Raw genomic sequence first — 16,060 nt, 5'->3', positions numbered from 1 at the left:
TTAGTCAAATATACTTAAGTATTTTTAAAAATAAATTTTAAAATTATTTTTTGGTGTTTTTTACAAATAAATTTATGTTTTTTTAGTTTTTATTTGTCTTTTTATGTGTTTTGTGTTTATTTATTTTATGTTTTTGATTTTTTTTCTGGTTTTTTGTTGATGGTTAGGTGTTTTTTTTATGGTATTATTGTTTTGTGGTGTTTTTTTTTCATTTTACCCCATTTTCGGTTATACCAAATTATGAAACCGGTAATAGGAAACGAAGCGCCGATTAGCGATACTATTGACGTTAATATCATTACGATGTCTTAACATCAAAGACATCGTAATTCTAATTAGGATCTATAAATGTTTTTATGAACCTTAATGTTGATTGACGTAGGAAAAGACAATGGGCTGTCTAATATTTTGTTAAATGAAGTTGAACAAAACCATTATTGGTTTCGCAACTTACCAAGTTAAATTTTGAATTTAGGGAACTATTACTTACAAGATGCCCACCTTGTCCCGTAATAATCGGACTAATATTGAAATATATATCCGTTACGAGATCACTATCCAAAAAAGCATTGAATGTGCCTATCCCGCCGCCGATAGCTATTTCTTTAATGCCCCTTTTTGAAAAATAAGTAATAGCTTTCTCGGGTGTGTTGGCTACTGTATATTCTGCTGACGCAAGATGTCCGGCGGACAGTATTACAATTTCAATATCTGCGAATAATTCCTTTATGTGTTGCGGAAAGCGCTGAAAGTTTTCAAAAGTTTTTGCGCCAATGACCATGCTCCCAGCACGTTTTGCTAGCGACAGATAAAAATCCATTGCTTCCTGTGGCAGCGAATGGTGAGGATTGTCTGATAACAATGCTTTTCCGTTGGCTGAAATGTTTGCGATAAGTGTTACTTTCATTATATTTATCTTTTAGAATTTCTCCGGCAAAACTATGAGATATTAACTTTATATTTACTATTCGTTACCTTTAGGAAAGTAACTATATGATGGAATGCAAGCAAAAGAAGCCCTCAAAAGAAACCATATTGGCATTAGGAGATGCCATCGAACTGCTTAGAGGGAAATGGAAAATTAGTATTCTTCGAAACTTATCATTTGGAGAAATGCGGTTCAAAGATTTACTGGTGGCGGTGGCAGGGATTTCACCCAAAGTCCTTTCAAAAGAATTACAGGATTTGGAACAAAATCTATTGATTACTAGGACGGTTAATAATACCAAACCTATTACCGTTTCTTACGCCATAACCGATCATGCCGATAGTACGGTTCCTCCCATCATTAACGCCTTACTTGAATTTGGATTGAACCATCGAAAAAAAATAATGGCCCATAGCCAAGTCGAGCAACTTTAATTTCAGTTGAGCGGTTGATCGGCCGTGCGATCAAGTTGACGACGAGTGGTTGTAGCCGCCATCAAAAATGATGATAAGAAAGTCGTCGATTTTATTGCGAAAAACAAATACCCGTTTCAAGTATTGTACGATGATCAAAAAGATCCCGAAACAGGAGAAGTTTTGGCGGCCAAATATGGTGTACAAGGGATTCCGGCCAAGTTTATTATTGACAAGGAAGGCAATATCCGCTATTTCTTAACTGGATCGACTCCCAATGTGGATTATATTAAGTTGGAAATGCGTGAGCTGATCGAAGCTGCAAAAAAACCGCATAAAGGATGAGTAAATAAAGCCTCTGTGTCCTGTAAAAGTCACAGAGGCTATTCTTCTTATATCTTTTCGAAATTACTATATTCGGAATAGGTTTCTATATTTACATGTTGTCCCAAAAATTTACTATTCATTTGAAGTTCGTTTCGCACGGTAAAATAGCGATGTTCACGCTCATCCCATTTGTAATGAGCGGTGCCAACAAATTTATCTGCCGTAAGCATTTTTATTTTAATAGGCTTTTCATTACTTACAGATGAGCTTTCTAGTCTTTTTGTCGTCAGGTTGATACGAAGAAACATTCTACAATCCTTCATAAAGTTTGTCTCTTTAGAGAGTGTACTGGGATCCACTTTGTAGCTCAGCAACAAATAGTCATTTTTCTCATCTTCAACTCTAAAACTTTCGTCCAGCGGCTTTGACTCATCTTTTTCTTCTCGTAGGCTTTTAGTAAAGGTCTTAATATCCCCCTTACTAGGAGACTTGCCGTCCACGGAAACTATAGTCCATTTTTCGCCTTCTGGCAACGCTGGATTGTATTTGGCTTCAAGTGCAGTTGTTTTGTCAACAGCTTTCGTTGTCTGTTGCAGGTCATAGGCATAATTATCCGGCTGCTTAAAATATCTCGGATTGACTAGATCTTTGTCTAAACCATGTTTAGTAAGTACAGCCAAGACTACTGATTTTTGTGCGGATACTTGGAAGCCTACTAATAAGAAAGCGATGCTTAAGAAAGCGTTAATTAAATTTAAACTTTTGTTCTTCATTTATTTATTATTTTAAAAGTGATGCCTCAAAATTATGTCCGAATTGACTATAGCTTTTTGATAATTCAGTGAAGTGAATAAAAAACCAGATGAACGGTAATATTGCTAAGGTGAAGTGACTTCTGAGTAAGGACAAAAAAGAACGCACACTCCTTAGAAAATAGACCATTTAAAGCCCAATTGAAATTGATTTATTTGTGCATCACCGTTGTCTATAACCGTATTGTAATGGCGCATATTACGGTAACGAAAATACAGGTTGCCCAAATCAATACCGAGCATATAACCCACATTGGGTCGCTTAATAAAAGCCTGCGCTTCATTATTCAGCCGATGCACACCCACGTTTAGTAGTTGGTTGAGATCAGGGCCGCCCAGTAGCGCGAATCCGTTCGTCAGGTGGAGCTTCAGCAGCAGCGGCACGTTGATGTATCGTAAGGAACGCCTTCCAGCACTGATACCCTGTGGATTGTCAGGGGCATAGGTATGGCTTGCCACACGTAGCAGGTGGTAGGTCGGTTCGGCCTGGATGGCGATCTTTTCATGAAACTTGAACGTCAGGTCGGCACCTGCTTGAAATCCGATACGCTTTCGTGATTGAAAGGCACTGCCATCGGTTCCGGTTAGATTTCCACCCAGCCGTATACCCAAGCCAAGTTGGGCAAAGCTGGATTGGCCGATGAAAATTACCGCGATAAGGGTAACTAATGATTTGATTTTACTTAACATAATTTATTGTTGTTTTTAAGACATGAAAAATTTTTAAAAGTTGGCGGTTTCTGACTGTTTTCTATTCGTAACGGAGTGCTTGGATAGGATCCAAACCAGACGCTTTGCGGGCTGGATACCACCCGAAGAAAACACCCGTAAGAGTACACACCGCAAAGGATATTAGAATGGCCTGTGGCGGTATAACCACTTGCCAACCGACAATATGGCCCACCAATAAACTGATTAGCACACCGCAAACAATCCCGATTAGTCCGCCGGTAAAGCTAATGAACACAGACTCCATCAGAAACTGTCGTAGGATATCCACCGCCCGACCGCCAACTGCAAGTCGGAGACCTATTTCCCGTGTGCGTTCCTTTACGCTGACGTACATAATATTCATAATGCCGATACCGCCGACAACCAAAGAGATACTGGCTATGGTAACAAGCAAGAGCGTCAGCATTTCTGTGATGGAGCTGAACGTATCAATAAGTTCCTTCTGCGATGATACTTCAAAATCATTTTCCTTGCCATCTTGTATCTTATGGTTGTCTTTCAGGATGTCGACCACCTGCTTCACGGCTTGCTCAGCAGCACCTTCACTGATGGCCGATGCCACGATGGAATGGAGGTGATTAATACCCAAAATCCGTTTTTGTACAGTTGTATAGGGAGCGATAATAATATCATCCTGATCCTGTCCAAAGGTGCTCACGCCCTTGGCTTCCAGAATGCCGATTACCTTAAAGGGAACGCTATTAAAACGGATCGTCTTACCGATAGGATTTGCTTCATAGGGAAACAGGTTTTCTAGCACCGTTCTCCCAATGACGGCTACCTTGGCATTGGTTTTTACATCATAATCTGTGATCATTACCCCATCCGCAACCTTTAAATTGCGGATAAGGAGATATTCCGGAGCCGATCCAAAGAGCGTAACCTTCCAATTGCTGGCGCCATAAATCGCTTGGCCGCTTCCCGAAACAATGGGAGATACCGCATTGACCAATGCCACCTGCTGCTCGATTGCCCGGCAATCTTCGATTAGTAAACTCTGTGTGGCCGATGCGTCTAGACGTACGCCAGTTTGCACATTGGATTTTGGGGATATCATAATCAAGTTGGACCCCATATCCGAAATATTGGAGGTGATCCCTTTTTTGGAACTTTCACCTACCGTGAGCATTACAATTACCGAACAGACGCCGATGATAATGCCCAACATGGTCAAAAGAGCACGTACTTTGTTTATCAATATAGCCTTAAAGGATATCTTGATCAATTGTATAAAATCCATTGCACTATATTTTAGGGTTGTTGAGGTTGAGCGCATGTAGCATATCGGCAGCGCATTTAGGTTTGCCGTTCTGTTCGTCGGCTTCGATCAAGCCATCACGCAGCCGTATGGTGCGGCTGCTGAAATCGGCAATATCCTGCTCGTGGGTCACAAAAGCAATGGTGATGCCGTTTGAATTCAGTTCTTGAAAAAGCTCCATAATCTCATAGGATGTCCGCGTATCTAGGTTGCCGGTAGCTTCATCGGCAAACAGCATGATCGGGTTGTTGACCAGCGAGCGAGCTATGGCCACCCGCTGTTGCTGCCCACCTGACAGCTGGCTGGGAGTGTGCAGCAGCCTTTCGCCCAGGCCTACACGATGCAATAGCGTTACGGCCCGCTCTTTGCGTTCCTTGCTGCTTACGCTGGAATCATAGAGTAGCGGCAGCATCACATTGTCCATACAGCTTGTTTTGGAAAGCAGGTTGTAGGATTGGAAGATAAAACCCAGTTTGCTGTTTCGCACCCGCGCTAGCTGATTTCGGGAGAGCTTTTCCACAGCGGTTCCGTCAAGCTGGTAACTGCCCGCTGTAGCAGTATCCAGGCAGCCCAATATATTTAGTAAGGTCGACTTACCAGAACCGCTGGGCCCCATAATGGTTACGAATTCACCGCGATCAATCTCTAGGTCGATACCTTTTAAAATGCGATTCACCTGGTTCCCAAGCACAAAATCCCGCCGAATACCGTTCGTTTTTATTATATTTTTTTTCATTTGTTGGTTCTTGCTTGCGTTTCTTCCGTGGTGTTTTTCTGCGCCTTGCCGGGCTGTTCTTTGTCATCTGTTTTTTTACTGTCGTACAATGCCGTCATGATAGAGGTTCCGGGTTTCAGCCCAGTCAGAATCTCGGTGCGCACACCATCACTGATTCCGATCTTTACTTTTTTGGGAAGTATCGTTCCCTTTTCCGCAACCCACACTATCCTTTCGTTTTTACCGTCTACCGTTGGCAATTTTTCGATGTCAGACTTCTTGTTGTATTTGTCTTTTATATAGCGATCGAGCATAGCCAGATCAGGTACAAAGCTGAAGCTTTTGTTCTCTACCAGCAAGATTCCCCCATGCTCTTTCGTTAAAATGGATATCGTCGCTGTCATACCGGGCATTAGCAGACCACTACTGTTATCTGCATCCAGGATACAGGTGTAGGTTACTACATTGGAGTTGATCGACGCATTCAGCCGTACCTGTGCCACACGTCCTGAGAAAATCTCATCGGCATGGGCATCCACCGTGAAGGCGATTGTTTGTCCTACCTGCACGGCGCCTATATCGGCCTCATCCACATTAGCCTCAACCTGCATTTGTTTCAGGTCCCGGGCAATGGTAAATAATACCGGCGTGTTAAATGTAGCCGCCACCGTTTGCCCTTCGCTTATCTCGCGCGAAAGTACCACCCCGTCGATTGGCGAATATACATTGGCAAAGCCGAGGTTAGTCTTTTCCGTATTGACATCCGCCAGCCGCTGTGCCACGGTGGATACTGCATTCTTGTACGAAAACTCTACCTCTTGAAATTCGGCCAAGCTGATCAGTTCATCGTCAAAGAGCATTTTGTTGCGCGCATAGATGGCTTTTTGGTAGTAGAGCGCTGTTTTCGCATCATTATACTGCGATTCCGCTAAGGACAACTTCTGTTCGAGGTTCTTTCTGTCCAGTTCGGCTAACAGCTGACCCTTTTTCACCGGCGTATTGTAATCCACGTGTACCTTGTTGACGATACCCGAAACCTGCGTTCCCACCTCGACGAGCTCGATTGGTTGCAGCACGCCAGTCGCAGTTACTTGTAGTTGTAACGTCCCTTCGCTAACTTGGATGAAATCCGCTTGCATATTGCTTTTCGTGGCTCCTACAAATAGCTTGTAACCTAAGATGCCAGCCGCTATAACTGCTGCAAGCAGCGCTATCATTTTATATCTTTTCATCGTTCGTTTTGATCTGTTATTGTTTGTGTTTGATAGAATGAAATTAATTTTTGGTAAAGAGCGAAAGTAAGTTTTGCCTGTAGGTATTTATCGGCTGCATTGAGATACTCATTCTTGATCACGATAAATTCCCCCAAGCTTAGGGCACCCAAGCTGTTTTTTCGGTTTGCGAGTTGGTAGGAGAGTGCGGCTGCCTGCTCGGCGTCACGTGCAGCGTTTAGCTGTGCATGTGCGGAGCGTGCTTCCTGGATGACACTTTCCAAGGTGCTATACAGCTCGCGGTCTTGCTTCTTGATATCCAGCGTTGCGCGCTGGATAGCCAGCTTCGCATTTTTGACATTTGTGCGGTTTGTAAATTGTGTGAATATTGGTATTGTAATGTCCAAGCTCACATTGGGCGAAAAATTGTTCTGGAGCTGGTTGGCAAAGCCAAAGAACTGCGTGTTGGTATATCCTGTTGTCATCCCGCCCCGCAGGCTCAATTTCGGGTAGTAACCGCTTTTGGCGAGCTTGAGCTCGGTCTCTTTTATATGCAGATCTAGGCGAGATAGCTTGGTCTCTGGCATATGGTTTTTTATCTCGCTGTATAGTTCAGCCGCAGCTGGTATAGGGTACATCTCTTCTTGCAGGGCTATCTTTTGGATGTCAAACGTGCTGTCCGGCGGTATCTCGAGCAGCTGTTTCAGCTGGAGTACCTGAGAACGATACTTATTTTCCGCGTTGATCAATGTCAAAGTATCGGTAGATAGCTGTGCTTTGTATGTCGATAGGTCTATGCTGGATAGTGTGCCTACTGCATGTCGACCCTTTGCCGTTCGGTATTGCTCCAAGGCATTCGCTATTGTCTTTTCTGCAATAGCAATGCCTTCGTAAAGGTTAAGTGCTGTCATGTAAGCTTGTATGGTCGTGAGTACGATGTCGTTTTTTGCTCGATCTACGAAGAACTGGTTTTGTACCAGGATCAATTTATTCTTATCTATATCATTCTTTAGATATCCGCCATTCCACAAGGTGATGTTTGCGAATGCGGCCAAGCTGGTCGACCGTAGCCGCGTGTTAATGAAATCGCTGGTAATGGGGTCTATTGTTCGGCCTGTAGAGTGCTGTTGCACCGTATTGGCCGCAAGTACGGGCAGCCTATTGTTTTTTGCCTGTTGCAGGTTGTTTTCTGCAATGGAGAGATCCAGTTTGCTTTGGTTCAGCTGCACATTATTCAGAATGGCATACTGTATGCAATCTTCCAAACTCCATTCCCGAAGGGGCTGCCTGTCGGCTGATTGCGAAAACGGCTGTGCAATGCTTGATTTCCCTAGCAATACCGCCATAAGCATGGCGAAAAATATTTTCATGGCTATTTCGTTCTTCAAAATATGTATATTTTACCTACCGGTAGCCATACAAAATGATGAAGCAGATGTATTGCCGCCGATGTCGCAAAACAACATTATTCGGATAGGATATGGCGTTTGGAAATGTTGGACCGCTAAAATAGGTGGATGAAACAACAATAACGCTCCGTGAAATGAATGGGGCAAGTGCTTAGTAATCCAGCCAGTCGCGTAGTAAAGGTGCTTTTATCCGGCTTACAATAACACCTTCTTGGCAATTTCGGATTTCGAGTTTTAGCTTAGCATTAAAGTAATTGTGCACCTTGTCTACGGCATTCATGCTCACGATATATTGCCTGTTGGCTCGAAAAAACTGCTTCGGATCCAGCTGCTGCTCTAAGCTGTCCAGCGCCTGTGCGATGAGATAGCTCTTGCCGTTGAACAAACAGGCCGAAGTTACACCATCTTGCGAAAAGAAATAGGCAATTTCGTCGGTGGAAATCCGAAGATATTCATCACGGTACGGAATCAAAAATCGCTTACGGTAGATCTTTTGATCCATATAATCTAGGAGATTCTTGAGCAATGGTTCCTGTTGCGATGGAGGTATGGCTGCTCGCTCATACTTCGTCAAAGCAAGCTCTAAATCTGCAAGCTCTATGGGCTTTAGCAGATAGTCTATACTATTGTATTTAAAAGCTTGCACGGCATATTCATCATAGGCGGTGGTAAATATGACGGGACAGGGGAGGTCCGTTCGGTTGAAGATTTCAAAACTGATGCCATCGCGCAGCCGGATATCCATAAAAACCAGATCTGGGGCAGTGTTAACTTCAAACCAGCTGACGCTCTTTTTTATGCTGGGTAGCACATCGAGTACCCTATAGCTGGGGCGTATCTTCGTTAGTAGTCGAGTGAGACGATCGCTGTTGGCTTTCTCATCTTCAATGATCAATATTTTGGCTAGCTTCGTCATGATAATAATGGTATAGAAACGGTAAACGACACATCATCGTGTAGGATGCGTGGCTTTCTATCTGTCAGTAGATAATAGCGGCTGACGATGTTTTTTAGCCCGATGCCGGAGGAGCTATGTTTATTCAACAGAGGCAAGAGCTCGTTGTACACCACAAGTTCTTCGTTTTCATTGCTATAGATCTGAATGTTAAGGGGCCTTTCCTCGTCTAGGCTATTGTATTTTAGCGCATTTTCGACAAGTAGCTGCAGGGTTACGGGGGGCAAGTGATGATCTAGGAGTGCTTCCGCTACGTTGATTTCAAAGGCTGCTCCGTTTCCGATTCGGCTTTGCAGCAGCAAAAGGTATAGTTCGAGAAATTTCAACTCCTCCCGCAGGGTAATGATATCTTTTTTTGCATTGACGAGCAGGTATCGATATACTTTAGCAAAATTTTCAGTGTATTCGAACCCTTGCTGTGGGTCCTTCAAAATCAGCTCAGCCAGTACCGTCAAATTATTGAAAACAAAGTGAGGGTCAAGCTGGAGACGTAGCGATTGCAGTTCGGTTTCTGCCGCCAGTTGCTTGCTCTCTGCCGCCTTAACCTTATAGGCCGCTGCATTTATTAGTTCCGACTTCCAGTTTGCGGCTAAGTAATACACGGAATTGGCAATATTGATGATCAGGGTGAGCACTAAGATCGCTATGACGTAGTGCCAAGCTTGTGTAACGGTTAAGCCCGCGCTGTTGTCAAGTTTATCGATCAAGGAGAGATATATGGCAAATACAGAAGCAGTAACTAGGACGACGATAAACGTGCCCACAATTTGTATAACGGTTTGAAAAAATAACCGATTGAGTGCACTCTTTGTCCAGGGGATCCACTTATCTAATCGCTTGTCAATAAAAAAATTGAATTCTACAATCACCAGACAGATGATCAGTGTGGTGAAAACATCAAAAAATAGCTCTGAAGCAGACATGTTAAAGAGGGCATCCCAATACGATTTTGGGTAAATAAAGAACGATACCACATACAACCCTATGAGGATATACAGTACCATAGCTAGTTTAGCGATCTTATTACCCGAGTATTTATGTTCCTGTTTCTTCATCAGACGCTCTTTTCAACGGTCGTCCATTAAAATTATCCCGCTATGCAAGTTAACTATTTTTTGAAATAGCCAGACGTGTAAGTTTCGTCTTCAGCAATTTCAGATTCTGGCTTTTTCCGTTATTGTATCGGTCCTGCACGTAGCTGGTATGAAATTGATGGTTCTCCAAAAATTTGATGGATAGTGCCATCCATATATTTTTGTCGAGTTCAAATTTTCGTAAATCCATAATCTCTTGGAACATACAGAAGTTCAATCTAGAAAAATTCTTTTGTCCAAGATGGATCAGATCGGCATCACAAAGGATAGATTCCAAAAAGGTAGTAGGATGCTGCTTGTCGCGTGTAGCCATGATACAGTTGATCACGCTTTGCGTCAAGTCGGTGGATACCGATTTGCTGTCGAGAAATGCTTTGGCCAGCAGGGCACCCTTGGCTTCATGACCTTGTGGACCATGGCTTATATAGCCCAAATCGTGAAATAATGCCGCTGCTTTCACAATAAAATAATGTTCAGCATACAGCTTATAGTAGTCGCTTATCTCATCAACGGCCTTGGAAACGTTGGCGATATGGTGCATGTTATGAAAGGCATACTGTTGTTGTCCATATCGTTCGACGTACTGCTCGATATAATTGTTCGCTTCTTTCAGTATTTTTTTGTAGTTCATTAGCGGGATCATATTGACAAATTTATTTATTGTCAATTGTAGCAGTTCCACAAATACGATTGAAACGACATTATTTTGGGCCGAACCGTTAAAATTGGAGGATGAGTCGTTTATGTCATCCAGAAAATCGAAATTCTCTGCAGCATCGACGTATTGTTCTGGCATTTAGCTATGAAACTCATTGTTAGGAATGCCGCCTACGTCACCCTACCAAAACAGAAATCTCTTCTTTTTGACATTAGCGACTGGAGAAGAAGCTGCAATACCTTTTGAACTTACAATAGCATACTTGGCATTTTGCAAAACTTCATAAAGTGGTTTTAAAACTATTCAGTATGCCCGTTGTTGATGTAAGAGAAGGTATAAACATAACAACAAAGACTATTGGAAAATAAAGAAAAACCGGTAAATGGAAAAGCCATTCCATTACATCGTATCTGGACAATTGTTGGCATTACGGCATTGGTATTAGTAGCGCTATTGCTAAGCTGGAAAGCCGTACAAGTATTTCTGTTTATTCTTGCAGGGGTCATTATCTCTATCTATTTTCATGGTTTCGCGCGGCTGATCGGCCGTACGATCAAGTTGGCGGCGAAGTGGTCTCTTGTCGCTTCTGTACTTATAAATATTGCTTTTCTTTTAGGGATATCATATTTGATCGGAAGCCGTGTAGCAAATGAAGCTGTCCAGTTTTCGGAACAAGTTCCTGACCTGATCGCCGATGCTAAAAAGTATATACAACAAACGGAGACATTGAAATCTGTCTATCAGAAACTACAATCATCAGAAATGCTGCAAAAAGTTACACCGATACTTTCCGGTTTCTTCAATAGTACATTGGGTTTCTTTGGTGATATATACGTTGTACTATTTATTGGTGTCTTTTTTACCGCTACTCCCGAAGTTTATAAAAAAGGTATGGTAAAGCTATTGCCCGCCCAAGCGCGAGATGAGGGCCGGAGAATTATCGACTTAATCGCAGGAAATCTTAGATCCTGGTTAAAAGGTATGCTGTTTTCGATGTTTGTTGTTTTTGTATTGACGAGTATCGGTCTATTATCACTGGGTATAGAATTATGGCTTATCTTGGCATTAATAGCAGGGCTTTTAAGTTTCATTCCTAACTTTGGTCCCGTCATGGCGCTCATACCCGCAGTGTTGGTTGCCCTGTCACAGTCGCCGACAGCAGTGCTATGGGTAGTTTTGTTATACAGTCTGGTACAACTCGTAGAAAGCAATTTTATTACGCCCCTCGTTCAGCAGGAACTGATAAAAACACCCCCCGCCCTGATTATTATCTCCCAGGTTTTTACCGGGATTTGGCTTGGGGCCTGGGGAGTGGTACTCGCAACACCAATACTGGTGATCGTGATGGTACTTATCGATGAATTATATATTAAAAAGCAGGATATCAAATAAATTTCCTATTCAACATTTTTTTGGAATTCTCCATTCTTAAATCTTCATCGCATGCATACAGGTTTTCATACGTGTAATCGGGCTTTATATCGCACTTACTTTTACAAGAGGGAGGCATAAAATACTTTTGGAGAGACAAAATCCAAGAGTGTTATGTATGCGAAGATAGTCCTTACAGTTAATACCGATGCCATCAAGGACGCGACATTGTACAAAGGAAATATTCCGGCGATGTACGGTGGCAGAAGTTCTTCCGTATTGGATTTCGTATACATTTTTTCTGATAGTTTCATAACAGTAAAATTCGATACTGTCGCTAAGCTTTCCAAGCCGGCATAAAATAGTTCATTTGGAAAAAAAGTGGTATAATTTTCACGTTAACTCCATAACCTCCTTTTCTTTCCTATTTTTGAGAAAAACTACAATTTTGTGAATAGATTTTTCATTGTATGCTGTTTCTTATTCATAGTTGAATTTGGAACTGCCCAGCATTCTAGGGTTTCGGGCATTGTTAAAGATTCTTTATCGACTACCCCCATCCCTTATGCCAGTATCGGTCTTTTAGATAACAATAATCAGGTAATCGATGGGATGATAACCGATACAGCAGGTCATTTCAGTTTTTCCGGTCTTAAAAATGGCAAATACAGCCTAACTATTAAATTCATCGGGTATGGTCAAAAGAAAACAATGTTCGAAATTAAAGGTCAAAAAAGCATAAATCTGGGAACCATCTTTATTTCCAACGCCAACAATAGTCTGGAGCAGGTTATGGTAAACGCAGTTATTGCAGGACAGAAACATGGTAGTGATAGACAAACTTACCAAGCCAGTCAGTATAAAAATGCCATTGGGGGAACAGCATTGGATATCGTGAAGAACCTGCCTTCTGCAACCGTAGACGCCAATGGAAATATCAGCATGCGGGGCAATACCGGGGTGATTGTATTGATAAATGGAAAACCCTCTTTCTTAGATCCAGCGACCATATTGAATCAAATAGCTGCCAACGATGTTTCAGAGGTGGAATATATTACCAGTCCTACTGCTCAATTTGATCCCGATGGAAAAGGTGGTATCATTAACCTAAAGACTAAAAAATCTGTGGCTAATGGGTTTACCTGGGTGCTTAACTTACAAGGTGGTCTTCCCAGTATCGACGATTATGATAATCTTGAACCCCAGAAACGATTTGGTGGCGATATCGCCTTTCAGTATAAAAAAAATAGGTTGGAATTGAATGGTTCGGCAAACTACCTAAGAAATGACAATGCAGGGTTTAGGGATGGTGACGTAAATACAATTATCGGGGATCGACAGACTTTTTTCCCTTCGAAAGGTGAAAGAAGTTTTGATAAATACAATTTCGGGATCCGATTGAATAGTGCTTATGAAGTAACAGACAAACACTCCGTAAACTTGGGCGTACTTGCGTCGAGAAGATTCCAAGACCGTGTGGCTGATATTCACTATAGCAATAGGACAATACGCCCCTCTACAGGGGAAGAAATTTCCACGACAAACTACTTTAACCCCAACCTTCAAAATAAACAGGGAGAATTTTATCTGCTAGATTTCTCGTATCAATACAAAATCAATGCGGCTCATACTCTGCAGCTAGGTGCCATGTATGAATATGCCGATATCTACGGGTCAACAAAAAACGGAAATATTGAAAATAGTGTTGACACTGTACAATGGACCCATAATAGGTATACTAACCCATTGCGAGGTTTGAGACTCTCTTTACAGCATAGCTGGCAACTGGAAAATGCAACGTTGTTAACAGGCTATCAATTAAGGAACGATAGCCAAAAAGGTAATTTTGAATATTATGCTTCCGAGAACGGAAGGAATAGTTTACAATTGATCCCAGAGTTTACAGGCAAAATGAATGCATCAAACCGGGTACATGCCCTTTTTTCGCAATATGATAGGGAATTTAGTAAAACACAGCTTTCTTTAGGCCTTAGATACGAATATTATCAAAGGGATCTGCTATTGCTACATACCGGTCAAGAATATCCTTATTCCATCCATCAGTTATACCCTACGTTTAATTTAATACATGATGTGGGAACGGGTTGGTCATGGAAAATGGCAGCAGCAAGAAGGGTACAACGCAACAATAATTTTGAATTGAATCCGATCCCCGAACGGGAGCACTCCGAAACCTTAGAGCAGGGAGATCCGGAGCTACTACCGGAATTCACTACCAATGTAGAAACAGGACTGGTCAAGAAACTTACCGCCGGAAGTCTTTTTTTGAACGCATATTACCAACATACGAAAAACCCAATCCAAAGGGTTAACGCTGTTTATGCCGATACCATCTTACACCGCGTATTTACGAACGCGGACCGGGCTTCACGCTATGGGTTTGAGCTTGGTGGAGAGGGAAAACCGCTATCTTGGTTAAGGATAAATGGCGGATTGAACCTATATAACTATAAAATTTCAGGCCAGGTATTAGATTACCAGGAAGTGAGGGCAAATCAAGATTGGGTGCACTCCATTAATGCCGGTGTCCAAGCGGATTTCCTAAAAAGCTGGAGTACAGGAATACAGGTTAATTACCTTTCAGAAAGACCTACCGTGCAAGGCATGGATTCGAAATTTATTACCCCACATTTCAATTTAAGCAAGGGCTTCCTAAAAGGAGCTATTATGGCTCAACTGCAATGGCAATTTGTGGAACTTGGTAATTGGGGTGTAAATGAGCAACGAATCACGACATTCTCCAGTGATTTCTATACGACAACCAATTACATTTATGAGAAGAATATCTTTTTAGTGAACTTAAATTTCAACCTTCATCAATTGAACCAAGTACTTAAACTTCCTAAGAGTGAATTTGGAGAAAAGGAATTCTAGGCTTCCTGTGTCTTGAATTCCCTCGGCGTAATGCCGGTATATCGTTTAAAATATTTAGAGAAATTTGACTTATCAGAGAATCCTAATTCAAAAGCTACCTCGGATATTGAATTGTTCGTATAGAAGAGCAACCTCTTGGCCTCTTTGATTATATACTCTGCCAATACTTCCGAAGCTGTTAAATTTGAATTTTTCTTGCAGGCAGCGTTCAAGTTCTGGGGGCTCGTGTTTAACTTTGTGGCATAATTCGCTACATTGTTGATGACCTTTGCATCTTCATTGAGCAATCCACAGAATTGATGATAGATATTCTTTTGGGTAGCCCCAGCTTGTTTAGGACTGTCTATATGTTCAAGGGCCTTTGCCAAGATTACCTTGAACAGCCCTTCCTGACATACTTTATTTTCTTCGACAGCCAATACTCCTAATAAAGCCTCCATAGTTTTGCTTTCCTTAAGGTATACCGTATCAAACCGGACAATTCCATCCACCAGCCTTTTTATCTCAAAATCAAGGCTTTGGTTAATAAATATATCTTTCACTAAAACAACAAACCCTGTTACAGGATTGGTTAATTCCCAATGGTGCACATTCCCCTTTCTGATCACCAATAGGCAAGGCGTTTTTATTACAGATTCCCTTCCGTCGATTACATGCTTTCCAGATGTCGAAGATAGGAACACCAACTCCAAATATCCATTATGCTTGTGCGGTCTGGTCATATTCTTGGATTGATCAAAAGCAACGACCTTTATGAGTTTTTGTGTTATCAGCTTGTCTTTCACCTCAATTTTCTTTCTGTTTTTCATCGCTTTGTGATTATAACAACTAATCTACGATTTTAAATTTGAAGAACTTATCAACGTTAACAAGCCTCAGGTAAGTTAGTGTATTCCTAGATGATCAACATACGTTTATTTGCGCTTAAAGCAGGTGTGAATAGTTTGGTAAAATCTCCTACATGTAGCGCATTATACTATCTGTTTGCAAATGCAGTGTGAGATAATCTTTCATTGTTACAACTAGCTATCAGCACTATACAAGAAAAAAATAAAATGCTTTTTCATTTTAAATGTTGCCAAGATTTTTCACATTAAGCCTCCCATTATACACTAAACTAAATTATTATATGCTCAGCTCATGCTCCAAGATCAATCCCGGATGCTATCTGTTTTTACTAAAAATATTAGTTTTTATCAGGTTTTGTGCTTATCTTTGGATTTGAACCCAATTGTAAGTATTATGAAGAAGAATAGAAATTTTCTGGGAAAATATGTAGACA

General features: G+C 41.6%; 16 protein-coding genes. 5 read left to right on the top strand and 11 right to left on the bottom strand.

Annotation, left to right across the window (positions count from 1 at the left end):
- Positions 1-400: 400 nt before the first annotated feature.
- The gene (locus tag FXV77_RS19120) at positions 401-907 is read right to left on the bottom strand and encodes a dihydrofolate reductase family protein (protein WP_148920849.1); all 507 of its coding nucleotides are present in this window, start codon (positions 905-907) and stop codon (positions 401-403) included.
- An 86-nt stretch (positions 908-993) separates the two neighbouring features.
- Between FXV77_RS19120 and FXV77_RS19115 the strand changes: the two genes are divergently transcribed.
- Together FXV77_RS19115 and FXV77_RS19110 are read left to right on the top strand one after the other, a co-directional pair.
- On the top strand, positions 994-1,362 hold the full coding sequence (locus FXV77_RS19115; RefSeq protein WP_246162525.1) for a winged helix-turn-helix transcriptional regulator: 369 nt from the start codon (positions 994-996) through the stop codon (positions 1,360-1,362).
- A 45-nt stretch (positions 1,363-1,407) separates the two neighbouring features.
- Complete coding sequence (locus FXV77_RS19110) at positions 1,408-1,686, top strand: peroxiredoxin family protein (RefSeq protein WP_148920848.1); 279 nt, start codon at positions 1,408-1,410, stop codon at positions 1,684-1,686.
- A gap of 47 nt (positions 1,687-1,733) precedes the next feature.
- Here FXV77_RS19110 and FXV77_RS19105 read toward each other — a convergent pair whose 3' ends face one another.
- The 9 genes from FXV77_RS19105 to FXV77_RS19065 all read right to left on the bottom strand — a co-directional run bounded on the left by FXV77_RS19105 (position 1,734) and on the right by FXV77_RS19065 (position 10,650).
- Positions 1,734-2,441 (bottom strand): hypothetical protein, encoded by a 708-nt coding sequence (locus tag FXV77_RS19105; protein ID WP_148920847.1) that lies wholly within the window; start codon positions 2,439-2,441, stop codon positions 1,734-1,736.
- A 153-nt stretch (positions 2,442-2,594) separates the two neighbouring features.
- A complete protein-coding gene (locus tag FXV77_RS19100; RefSeq protein ID WP_148920846.1) occupies positions 2,595-3,170 on the bottom strand; it encodes an outer membrane beta-barrel protein in 576 nt (191 codons plus the stop codon).
- Between the two features lie 61 nt (positions 3,171-3,231).
- Positions 3,232-4,452, bottom strand: a complete 1,221-nt coding sequence (locus FXV77_RS19095; protein WP_148920845.1) for an ABC transporter permease — start codon at positions 4,450-4,452, stop codon at positions 3,232-3,234.
- A gap of 4 nt (positions 4,453-4,456) precedes the next feature.
- Positions 4,457-5,206 (bottom strand): ABC transporter ATP-binding protein, encoded by a 750-nt coding sequence (locus tag FXV77_RS19090; RefSeq protein WP_148920844.1) that lies wholly within the window; start codon positions 5,204-5,206, stop codon positions 4,457-4,459.
- Positions 5,203-6,417 (bottom strand): efflux RND transporter periplasmic adaptor subunit, encoded by a 1,215-nt coding sequence (locus FXV77_RS19085; protein WP_148920843.1) that lies wholly within the window; start codon positions 6,415-6,417, stop codon positions 5,203-5,205. The genes FXV77_RS19090 and FXV77_RS19085 overlap by 4 nt, the downstream gene beginning before the upstream one ends.
- Complete coding sequence (locus tag FXV77_RS19080; protein ID WP_148920842.1) at positions 6,414-7,784, bottom strand: TolC family protein; 1,371 nt, start codon at positions 7,782-7,784, stop codon at positions 6,414-6,416. The genes FXV77_RS19085 and FXV77_RS19080 overlap by 4 nt, the downstream gene beginning before the upstream one ends.
- Positions 7,785-7,956: 172 nt before the next feature.
- A complete protein-coding gene (locus tag FXV77_RS19075; protein WP_148920841.1) occupies positions 7,957-8,721 on the bottom strand; it encodes a LytR/AlgR family response regulator transcription factor in 765 nt (254 codons plus the stop codon).
- Entirely contained in the window at positions 8,718-9,815 is a 1,098-nt protein-coding gene (locus FXV77_RS19070) for a sensor histidine kinase (protein ID WP_148920840.1), read from the bottom strand. The genes FXV77_RS19075 and FXV77_RS19070 overlap by 4 nt, the downstream gene beginning before the upstream one ends.
- A 49-nt stretch (positions 9,816-9,864) precedes the next feature.
- Positions 9,865-10,650, bottom strand: coding sequence for an HD domain-containing protein (locus tag FXV77_RS19065; protein WP_148920839.1), 786 nt, complete (start codon positions 10,648-10,650; stop codon positions 9,865-9,867).
- Between the two features lie 219 nt (positions 10,651-10,869).
- On the opposite strand from FXV77_RS19065, the gene FXV77_RS19060 reads away from it, so the two are divergent.
- From FXV77_RS19060 to FXV77_RS19050, 3 genes are all read left to right on the top strand, one after another.
- A complete protein-coding gene (locus FXV77_RS19060) occupies positions 10,870-11,904 on the top strand; it encodes an AI-2E family transporter (protein WP_148920838.1) in 1,035 nt (344 codons plus the stop codon).
- Positions 11,905-12,057: 153 nt separating this feature from the next.
- A complete protein-coding gene (locus FXV77_RS19055) occupies positions 12,058-12,243 on the top strand; it encodes a hypothetical protein (protein WP_148920837.1) in 186 nt (61 codons plus the stop codon).
- Between the two features lie 90 nt (positions 12,244-12,333).
- Positions 12,334-14,778 (top strand): TonB-dependent receptor, encoded by a 2,445-nt coding sequence (locus tag FXV77_RS19050; RefSeq protein WP_148920836.1) that lies wholly within the window; start codon positions 12,334-12,336, stop codon positions 14,776-14,778.
- Here FXV77_RS19050 and FXV77_RS19045 read toward each other — a convergent pair.
- Complete coding sequence (locus FXV77_RS19045; protein ID WP_148920835.1) at positions 14,775-15,587, bottom strand: AraC family transcriptional regulator; 813 nt, start codon at positions 15,585-15,587, stop codon at positions 14,775-14,777. The two genes, FXV77_RS19050 and FXV77_RS19045, sit on opposite strands and share 4 nt — an antisense overlap.
- Positions 15,588-16,060: the final 473 nt, after the last annotated feature.

Origin of the sequence: Sphingobacterium phlebotomi (assembly GCF_008180195.1) — a bacterium.
In the GTDB taxonomy this organism is placed as follows: Bacteria; Bacteroidota; Bacteroidia; order Sphingobacteriales; family Sphingobacteriaceae; genus Sphingobacterium; species Sphingobacterium phlebotomi.
This window is presented reverse-complemented; position numbering and strand designations above follow the sequence as displayed.

Coding starts and splice junctions, on each gene's coding strand:
- FXV77_RS19120 (WP_148920849.1), bottom strand. CDS start 907: ATGAAAGTAACACTTATCGCAAACATTTCAGCCAACGGAAAAGCATTG.
- FXV77_RS19115 (WP_246162525.1), top strand. CDS start 994: ATGATGGAATGCAAGCAAAAGAAGCCCTCAAAAGAAACCATATTGGCA.
- FXV77_RS19105 (WP_148920847.1), bottom strand. CDS start 2,441: ATGAAGAACAAAAGTTTAAATTTAATTAACGCTTTCTTAAGCATCGCT.
- FXV77_RS19100 (WP_148920846.1), bottom strand. CDS start 3,170: ATGTTAAGTAAAATCAAATCATTAGTTACCCTTATCGCGGTAATTTTC.
- FXV77_RS19095 (WP_148920845.1), bottom strand. CDS start 4,452: ATGGATTTTATACAATTGATCAAGATATCCTTTAAGGCTATATTGATA.
- FXV77_RS19090 (WP_148920844.1), bottom strand. CDS start 5,206: ATGAAAAAAAATATAATAAAAACGAACGGTATTCGGCGGGATTTTGTG.
- FXV77_RS19085 (WP_148920843.1), bottom strand. CDS start 6,417: ATGAAAAGATATAAAATGATAGCGCTGCTTGCAGCAGTTATAGCGGCT.
- FXV77_RS19075 (WP_148920841.1), bottom strand. CDS start 8,721: ATGACGAAGCTAGCCAAAATATTGATCATTGAAGATGAGAAAGCCAAC.
- FXV77_RS19070 (WP_148920840.1), bottom strand. CDS start 9,815: ATGAAGAAACAGGAACATAAATACTCGGGTAATAAGATCGCTAAACTA.
- FXV77_RS19065 (WP_148920839.1), bottom strand. CDS start 10,650: ATGCCAGAACAATACGTCGATGCTGCAGAGAATTTCGATTTTCTGGAT.
- FXV77_RS19055 (WP_148920837.1), top strand. CDS start 12,058: ATGTATGCGAAGATAGTCCTTACAGTTAATACCGATGCCATCAAGGAC.
- FXV77_RS19045 (WP_148920835.1), bottom strand. CDS start 15,587: ATGAAAAACAGAAAGAAAATTGAGGTGAAAGACAAGCTGATAACACAA.